Below are 9,682 nucleotides of genomic sequence, written 5' to 3'. Positions count from 1 at the left end.
AATATCAAACCTTTCCCCCTTTCCCCTTCCCCTTTTCCCGACTTTTGCAAGAAGTCTAATTAACAATTCAAGGTGCGTTAGCCTCCGGCATAACACACCCTACGGGTGAATATTACTTTACAAATATCCTCTGATTTTTAAGCACGACCAACGAGGCTGGCAACTACTGTTGCTAACTCGGCTGGCTCGATTGGTTTAGCTAAATGTAGCTGATAACCTTCTTGGATAGCTCGCATCCGGTCTTCTGTTCTAGCATAAGCTGTCAGTGCTGCCGCTGGGATGTTTCCTCCTTGCTCTAGTGGTAGCGATCGCACTTTGCGGATCAATGAGTAACCATCTTCTTGAGGCATACCGATATCACTGACAATCACATCTGGTTTCCAGTTTGCCAGTATCTGCAATGCTTCTGGTACCGAGGCTGCTACTTGAACTTCGGCTTGGCATTGTTGCAGTACAGTGCTTATAAATTCACGGCTATCAGCTTCGTCGTCCACAACTAGTACTCGCACACCCAAAAAGGAGGGGTAAAGAAGCAACGCAGAATCTTCTTCTTGATGCGGTAGTGAAATAGCTCCCTTAGTTGGTGATAAAAGTGGTAGCTTGACTGTAAATGTCGCTCCTTGCTGCTCACCGGGACTATCGACATGAACAGTACCGCCATGTAGTTCTACTAAATGACGGACAATTGCTAATCCTAATCCCAGCCCACCATGTGCTCTGGTACTAGAACTATCAGCTTGGCGAAAGCGATCGAATACGTAAGGCAGAAACTCAGAAGTAATCCCAATACCTGTATCAATTACTTGAATTTGAGCGTAGCTAACTAAAGTACCCTTGAGTTTTTCAACGAGCTTTGAAAGCTTGATTTCTACCCTACCGCCTGGTGATGTGAATTTGATCGCATTAGATAGCAAATTCCAGATGATTTGCTGCAAGCGTTCTGCATCCCCGGAAACTAAAAATTCACAATTATGATTGTTTGAGAACCCCAATGCTAAATCTGCTGACTGTGGCTCTCTCCCCGGTAAAAAAAATTGCAAATCGATTTCCTTAACTTGGGCAGCTAGGCTCACAGTCTCCAAAGCTGAGTTAATAGTTGAAATCAGATTGCAAGTGGCAACATTCAAACGTAATTTGCCTCTAATCATGCGCGAGATATCCAGCAAGTCTTCAATTAGCTGGGTTTGCATTTTGGCATTGCGTTCGATGGTTTCCAGCCCTCTGGTTGCCTGAATTTCACTAAGATTTCGGGAACGCAGCAATTGCGCCCATCCCAAGATCGCGTTGAGGGGCGATCGCAATTCATGGGACAATATCGCCAAAAATTCATCCTTCATGCGGTTGGCATCTCGTAACTGCTCAGTTTGCTGTTGTAGAGAAGCAATTAACCGAGCGCGTTCCATTGCGATCGCTATTTGATCGCAAACTGCTTGCATCATTCCTTTTTGATTATTGCTGAAGCGATCGCGAGTACGGCTACCAAAGGAAAGGGTTCCTAAAAGCTGCCCTTGGGCGATTAACGGGTAACTATAGTAAGCTGTAATTCCTATATTGCGAATTAATTCTGTTTTTGGGTCAGTTGATTGCTGTACATTATCTAAAGCAATCTGACAACGCGTTTGCGCTGTAGTACCGCATACTCCTTGACCGACTGTTAAATACTCAATTTCTTTTGCTAGTTCTTCAGAAATTCCTGTGGATGAGGCTAGATGCATTACCTGAGAGTCTGGCTCAAGCAAATAATTTAGGTATACATCTAAACCAATCTGTTCTGCAAGTTTACGGTACAAGCTATCAACCAATGCCACAGGATTTTGGCTTGATAATAATTCACTGGCCGTATCAAATAGCAGCTGAAGTCTTTTATAACCGAGGGAAAGTGCTTTTTCGGCTTTCTTGATATTGGTAATTTCTTGGAATACTAATACACAGGTAGCTGGATAACCATGCATTGCTGGCAAAGTATCGGCAAATACTAGTAGAGAACGCACACCTTGATTTGTATGCCAGTCTACCTCTAACCCATCCAGACGTTCTCCACGAGCAACGCGCACTCCTGGCATTTGGTCATTGGGAATGCGATTGCCACTAGCATCGCTGTAATAGTAAAAGTTGTGATACTCTTCGGCTGGTATACCTTGAGGAAATTCGCCCCCAGCTAACTCATCAGCTGCGCGATTTGCAAAAGTCACCCGCGCCGTTCCTGGTTCAATAAATAGTAATGGTCTGGGCATCAAGTTCAGCACATCTTTCAGCCATTTTTGCTGATTTCGCAGAACTTCCTCGGCTTGATAGCGTTCTGTGATATCCAAAAATGCGCCAATGCAGCCTCTAGTGTTACCTTCCTCATCAAACAGGGGTGCAACAGACTCTATCAGTTTGACGATTTTGCCATTTTCTTGGACAACATCGATTTCAAAATCTAGAACTTCAACGCCGTGAGCGGCTGCGTACTGCATGGGGAGTTCTTCACCCGAAATTTCCTTACCTTCGCGGTATGTTTTAAAATTGGGCAGCTCATCAACTGGAGCACTCAGCGAAGCATTTTTATCTGGTGAAATCCCCAACTGTTTGGCAAAAGCGGGGTTTACTTTGATAGTTTGACATTGTGGGTCTTCGGCAATGCCAATGCCAATTGGGATGACATCGAGTAAAGTTTGTAACTCAGTGACACGGCGTTGCAGATCCTTGTTGAGCTGGACTATTTGTTTGCGTGTTTGTTGCCGTTCGCTTAAGTCGATAATAAATGCTACTGCCTCTTCCCTTTGTTCTCCTAGCAGAACGAAACCAACTAAAACTGGGATACGGCTACCATCTTTGTGGATATATTCTTTTTCATAGGGCGTACAAGCGCCGTTAGCATTTGTTTGGGCTTCAGCGATTCCTTGCTCGTCTAAATGTACATATTCTGGTGGTGTAATCTGGCTCCAGCTGATTCTGCCTGCTAATAAATCTTCTCGCGTGTAGCCAATCATCGCTAAAAATTCGTCATTTGCCTGCTGGATACCGCCATAAATATCGCCAAACAAAATACCAATTACATTAGCATCTACAAGACTTCTGAGTTTCTCTTCGTAAGCTTTCAGTTCGTCTTGAACACGATCGCGTTGGTAACTGAGACATTCAACAACTGCTGCACTTTGCCAGATCAAAATGGCGAAAATTACCATGATAATAATGGCAAACAATGATACGGCAAACGCTGTATCATACTTTCCGACTTTTTGACCAAGAACAATTAGCCACCCCAGTAGCAAAGGCACGGCGATCGCAGCAAATAATAACCTACGGGACAAAAAGCCGCTGTTGGTATTGCCTGTAATTACTCGCATTAATGCCTGATTCGGATGTGTCCACATAATTCCCATACACAGAACTATAAAAGTTAGTGCTGTGTGTAACGCCATTGAAGTTGTATAAGGTTGTACGCCATAAAGAATTTGTACTTGATAGGCATAACCAATCAGCGCTTGTAAGGAAATTAAAGCAGCTATGAGGGCAAGGATTTGGGAGTACCAATAGCTGCGGTAGGTTTTTTGATGCACCAATAACTCTAGGGATCTGCCGACGAGCATAAAGTTGAGTGCAGTATTCAAACCCATTCGCCCTGGATGTGATGTCAATAAAGCATTTGGTGAGTCACGGAATAATAGCTCGTCAATCCCAAGATTCCCACCGAAAACAGATTGAACGACTGTTAGCAAACCAACGATCGTTACTGCTACTGCACACAGCCTAGAACCCCAAAGGTAGAGGGCGTTATGATGGGGAGATGCACCTTTGTCTATCTTTACTTTCTGGGCTAACCACAACGACACACCAGACAGTATAAAACCCAAGGCTGCGTTTGGCTTCATTGTCACCAAACCGCCAGAGCAGACACATTTGAGCCATTCAATGTCCAAACCCCAGCCCATTAGTACCAAGCCACCAACTAATATGGCGATCGCACTGCTAGCTTGCACTATTAACGACTGTGTGGCGACTCGATCGAGAACTTGCAGGCGCAAGCGGTTTCCTTTTAACATTGAGGTCTTTGTAACCCCATCTAAACGAACTTATGAAAGTCCAATGTTTTTTAGCCTAGTGGGTTTAGATTTGTTGTATTTTATGCTACAGGTAGTTGACTTAAAATTTCATCTACCTATATGCATATTTTTAGTAGGCATAATGAGGCAATATGCATTTGTGATTTTAAAAGGGAACAGGGAACAGAGAATAGACTTCTTGCAGAAGTCGGTAAAAGGGAAAGGGGAAAAGGGGAAAGGAATTCAAAACCCTTTCCCTTTAACCTTTTCCCTTTCCCCCCTCTTGCAAAAATATATTTTTGCAAGAGGTCTAATAGCCATCATTCACTGCTCTCCTGCTCCCTCCTAGCCCTCATTACTTCTGTTAGATGGGCTGAAAATATATCTAAGTGCAGATTTTAAAATTTCCAGCTATACGCACTACCATCATCTTGGAAGCGCTGTTCTCCAACACCAACAAGTTCCACAATCACTTCTCGCTGTGGTGGTGTCCATTCACCCTCTCGCGGGCTGACTTCTACAATCGTTTGTTTACCTTCTGTAAATACACTTATTTTAGTTAAACAAAAGTTTTGATTGTAACTAGTATTTGACTTGCCATCATCTTCAAAGAATATGTATTCGTTCTTGCCTGGCCAAATGCGCAAATGGAGTTGGTCGAGTGGACGTTCATCGACATATTGCTGCACAGGTTGCATAGGAATAATGGCACCACCACGGACAAAAAGTGGCATTCTTTCCAGCGGTGCATGGGACAGAATATGGGTAGGGCCTGCGTAACATTCACCGCTCCACCAGTCATACCAAGTACCTGCGGGTAAATAAACAACCCGATACTCAACGCCAGGACGGTAAACAGGCGCAGCCATTAGGGAAGCTCCCAGCAATACTTGATCGTAGAGAGTGTAAGTTTGGCGATCGCTAGGAAAATGGTAAAATAAAGGTCTTAAAATCGGAGCGCCTGTTTGTGCCGCTTCCCAAAAAAGATTGTAAATGTAAGGTAATAGCTGATAACGCAGATTAATATATTCGCGACAGATATTTTCTGTGCGATCGCCAAATACCCAAGGCTCATGACGAACAGTAGTCATGGCAGAATGACCGCGCATTAGTGGGTAGAGCATTCCTACCTGCATCCAACGGGCGAATAATTCAGCTGTGGCGTTACCTGCAAACCCGCCAATATCGCAACCAACAAACGCCACACCCGAAAGCCCCATGTTACACAGCATGGGTAGAGACATTTCCAAATGCTCCCATAATGAATGGTTATCCCCCATCCACACAGAAGACCAACGTTGCACCCCCGCATAACCAGAACGAGTCAGCACAAACGATCGCTCTTTTTGACGATGCCGTTGCAACCCTTCAGCACAGGCTTTCGCCATCATCAACCCATACAAATTATGCACTTCCAAATGCGTCGTAGCTGATGCAGGTAAATTCCCCCCTGCTCCCTTGCTCCCCTGCTCCCCTGCTTCCCCCTGCGGCGCATCAAGCGGAAACCAAATCTTCTCCCCACCATCCCCAAACGGGCGATTATCAATGGCAGGCTCATTCATATCATTCCAAATTCCTGCCACACCAATATCGGTGAGGCTTTTGTGTAAATCCCCCCACCACTGGCTGACATCAGAGCGTAAAAAGTCAGGAAAAACAGCTTTCTCAGGCCAAACGTAGCCGTGAAACAATTGTCCATCAGCTTTACGCACAAAATAATCGTTGGCTATTCCTTGATCGAAAACGTGATAATTAGCTTCTGGCTCATACTTCACACCCGGATCGATAATTGTGACAGTCTTAAAACCAGCTTTTGCTAAGTCACTGACCAATTTTGCTGGATCGGGGAAGCGCTTTGGACTCCAGGTAAACACGCGATAACCCCGCATATAATCAATATCGAGGTGAATTACATCACAGGGAATGCGGCGCTGGCGAAATTCTCGCGCTAGTTCCCGCACCACATCTTCTGATTCGTAACTCCAGCGACATTGATGATAACCAAGCGCCCATTTTGGCGGTAACGGCATTCTCCCAGTTAATTGGGTGTATGTATTTAAGATTTGCGCAGGTTCGGGGCCATAAATAATATAGTAATCAAGTTCCCCCCCGCGAGTCTCCATCTTCCAAACACCAGGTTTTTCCGCACCGATATCAAATTGGCTCCAAAATGTAGTGTTGAAAAAGATGCCATAACCAACATCTGGACGCAAAGCCATAAAAAACGGAATAGCTTGGTACATTTCATCAGTCAGTGCATCGTAATCTAAAGAATCGACTGTCCAGTTAGTTTTAACTTGGCTGAGTTTATCAAGAAAGCCTGTGCGTTCGCCAAAGCCATAGAAATGTTCATCGGGGTAAATTTTCTTCCAGCCTGCAACTGCACCCATACGCCAACCCATCCGCATATCCAAATCGTCTTGGGCAAAGGGACGATTATCTTTGTCAAAGCAAACCAGACAGGATTCTTGCTTTTGCACGCATACACGGATTTGTTCCGTTGTGATTTCTACCGCAGCCTCACTATCCTGCACCTCAAAAGGTACTTTTGCCCATTCTGAATCGTCCACTGTTACCGCCCAAGAACGGCGGGGACTAAATTCGCCAGTTGGTGCAAGCCTCACTCGGAGTAAATTGGGGGCAAGTATAGTGATTTGGAAGCTGGAGTTAGTACACTCAAAATTAACAGTGCGCTCGCTCCAATTTACAGCTTGCACACAACCAATGGTTGTCCACGGTTGGTTAGTTGTGGGTAATTTTCCGAAATATTGCGGCATAATAAACCTGTCTTAAACATAAGGACTGGGGAACTCAAACCTCCACAAATTAGGGCACAACAATGTTGTGCCCTGACAAAGTATCTGTATTCCACGCAATTGAAATTAGCTATAAATGACCTACCTTGGAAATAAGGCAGAAGACAGATTTTTAATAATATATGGGCGTATATTGGTTATTAATTATTCTTTTTTTCCAGTATTGGCAGAAGTTTCATCTACATTCTGTGCTTCTGGGGATAATGACTTTAATTCCTCTAAACTACAACGCAAACGCGGTTTGTCAGGGTTAGTTAAATCCAGCTTGTCCCAAGGTACTGTATAACCACCGTGGATTTTACGCGCCCCCAGTAGATGCAAAATTCCTAACCCAATTGTCCAGGCAGATAATCTTTCTAAAATTGCAGCATAGCCAATCAGATATTCCTCAACCAACCATTCTTCGCCTTGCTTTTCGGCTCGTACTTCCTCAATGCGTCCGATCGCTTTACCATTGGAGTCCAATACTTGCTTACCAAGTAGCAGTTCTAAATGAATTTCCCTAGTTGTCATTATTCTGCTCCGGGGATGCGTTTGATAATGCGATCGCGTAACCATTTTTCGTAGGCTAACGCTGGTGTTGCTTCGGCTTCCATATCAACTTCCACATCAATACCAACATCCCGCACTTTTGACCACGGAATCCGAAATGGTTCAGTTTGTTTAGCACCCCATTTCCTCGCAATTGCTGCAACCCAACGTGCTAAACCTGGATTTACTCTATTAGCAAGTGTAGTTACTCCCACTTCTATATAAGCTAGTCTTGGTGGTTTTCCTTCCTCCAATTCCATCACAACGCCATCAACTTTACCCATTTCGTGTTGATTGCGATCTACTAATTGGTTATCTAAAACATCTCTAATAATGTCCATACTCTTGCATTCTTCTTTGCGCCTTTGCGCCTCTGCGTGAGACAAAAAATTATGCCACAACTCGATTCATCTCAAAATATCACCCTCCAATAAATTCTAAGGGAATTGCAACAATCGCTAAGATAAATGCCAGCACAATTGTAAATATAACAATGCTATTACTAATCCAGCCGTTGCGATACTTACCCACGTATAATTGATCGTTCATTAAGACGAGAAATGGCACAATTACAGGTGGCAAAATTACAGCGGTAATTGCCATTGAAAATAAAGTCAATTGTAAAGGGTCGATACCAAAGACCATCAGTAACGACGCCAAAAATACAAACACGGTATAGACTAAACTAAACCGCGCTGCATCCTTTGGCTTGAGATTTTCGCCCCAATTCCAACCAAAAGCTTGAGCCACAATATAAGCTGTATCAAGAGTAACTTCTAGTGCAGCACCAAAGCAGGCAATTCCCAGCGATGCTGCAAACAGAATAAAACCCCAATAACCTAAATTTTCAGTCAGCATTAACGCCGCCTGTTCGTAGCTATCAACTTGAATGCCTTTAGGATTGAGTACCAAGGCTGCCACAATCAGCACACCCAGAGATACAATACTACCGAAGCCCATGCCTAAACCAGCGACAGCACGATTCACACCAATATGACTTTCATCCCACTTATCTTCTACTGCACCAGATGAGTAAAAATAAAACAGGTAAGGGCTGATTAATGCACCCAAAATACTCACAGCAATAAATAAATAATGGGTAGTATCTTCCCGTGGGATTGTGGGCAATAGACCACTGCCAATTTGCGTTAGCGATGGATGTAATTTAAATGTAGCGTAGACAAATACTAATGTAATTAATCCTAAAAGAGAAATGCCATTTTCAATTAGACCAAACGTACCTTTCCAAAGTAATAACCAAATTGCAAAAGCTACAGGTAAAGCAAACAATTGGAAACTAATACCTGTTACTAGTTGTAGGGCTATACAAACACCGCCAATTTCTGCTGCTAAAACCAAAAAATCAACTGCGATTTCTGCAAATAATGGGATAACATAAAAGTTAAAGCCGAAGCGTTCCCGCACCGCCGCAGCTAAGGTATGCTTACTAACGGCTGCTAACCGCCCAGACATTTCCACTAGAGAGATTACACAAATTGTCCCTAGGATAATGACCCAAATTAGTTGAAAGCCATAGGTAGATCCAGCTTCTGCTGCTGTGGCGATCGCACCTACATCCAGAAAGCCGCCAATACTGGTGACAATTCCCAGCGCAATTTCCAAAATTTTCTTCATGGCTTTATTCTGGTATTTTTCTTAATCTGTTTAGCACTTTACTCTCTGCTTCTAATTCTTCTAGGGATTTTTGCACCTCTGCACGATTTGTTTGAGCAATTGCTATTGACATTTTTTCAGTTTTATTAGCTAATAGTAAAACTTCTGATACAAGTACAGTTTTATGCTGTTGAATTGCCTGTTGAGATATTTGCAGTTTTACAATATTGTCTCTTTCTTTTAAAATCTCTTCTTGCGCTTTTTTCAAAGTTTTCTGAGCATATTTTTTAGGTACAGCACCATGTATCCAAGCATCACCTACCATATGGGCTGTTGCTGACCAGGAAGATACATTTTGTATTTCTTTAGTCAAGTCTTCTGAAGAAGATTTGTTACTACAAGATGCCAAGCAGAGCGTTATTAATAAATAATGAATCAACAATGTACATTTACCTACTTTTGGCACTTCTATACACCTCGTAGTCTAGATAATATATTTTTGGCATTCTCTCGATAATTATGTACATCTCTCTTACAAAAGATTTAATTGTTATTAAAAAATAAAGTTTTGTAATATTTAAATATTAAATATACACAGATAGGAATCAAGTTTGATGTTAGAAAAAATTATTTAGAGGTTATTTATAAAGTAAAGCTTAAATCGTAGTGGCGTGGCAAGCCTAAAGTTGTGCA

The 9,682-nt window shown here is 42.9% G+C and carries 6 protein-coding genes; all 6 read right to left on the bottom strand.

The features are described 5' to 3' along the window. Positions 1-137: 137 nt before the first annotated feature. The 6 genes from BV372_RS16195 to BV372_RS16165 all read right to left on the bottom strand — a co-directional run bounded on the left by BV372_RS16195 (position 138) and on the right by BV372_RS16165 (position 9,455). Positions 138-4,028 carry an ATP-binding protein gene (locus BV372_RS16195; protein WP_086687526.1) on the bottom strand — a complete coding sequence of 1,297 codons (3,891 nt, stop codon included), beginning with the start codon at positions 4,026-4,028 and terminating at the stop codon, positions 138-140. 398 nt (positions 4,029-4,426) lie between these two features. Continuing rightward, positions 4,427-6,805, bottom strand: a complete 2,379-nt coding sequence (locus BV372_RS16185) for a glycoside hydrolase family 31 protein (protein ID WP_086687524.1) — start codon at positions 6,803-6,805, stop codon at positions 4,427-4,429. 183 nt (positions 6,806-6,988) lie between these two features. Then, a complete protein-coding gene (locus BV372_RS16180) occupies positions 6,989-7,357 on the bottom strand; it encodes a hypothetical protein (RefSeq protein WP_086687523.1) in 369 nt (122 codons plus the stop codon). Continuing rightward, complete coding sequence (locus BV372_RS16175) at positions 7,357-7,716, bottom strand: hypothetical protein (protein ID WP_086687522.1); 360 nt, start codon at positions 7,714-7,716, stop codon at positions 7,357-7,359. The genes BV372_RS16180 and BV372_RS16175 overlap by 1 nt, the downstream gene beginning before the upstream one ends. 79 nt (positions 7,717-7,795) lie before the next feature. Next, the gene (locus BV372_RS16170) at positions 7,796-9,010 is read right to left on the bottom strand and encodes an NRAMP family divalent metal transporter (protein ID WP_086687521.1); all 1,215 of its coding nucleotides are present in this window, start codon (positions 9,008-9,010) and stop codon (positions 7,796-7,798) included. A 4-nt stretch (positions 9,011-9,014) separates the two neighbouring features. Continuing rightward, positions 9,015-9,455: a hypothetical protein gene (locus BV372_RS16165; RefSeq protein WP_143845149.1), complete on the bottom strand. Its 441-nt coding sequence runs from the start codon at positions 9,453-9,455 to the stop codon at positions 9,015-9,017. Between the last annotated feature and the right edge of the window lie 227 nt (positions 9,456-9,682).

It is taken from the genome of Nostoc sp. T09, from assembly GCF_002154695.1.
GTDB lineage: Bacteria > Cyanobacteriota > Cyanobacteriia > Cyanobacteriales > Nostocaceae > Aulosira.
The sequence above is the reverse complement of the archived record's forward strand: the minus strand, read 5'-3'. Positions and strand labels throughout refer to the sequence as shown.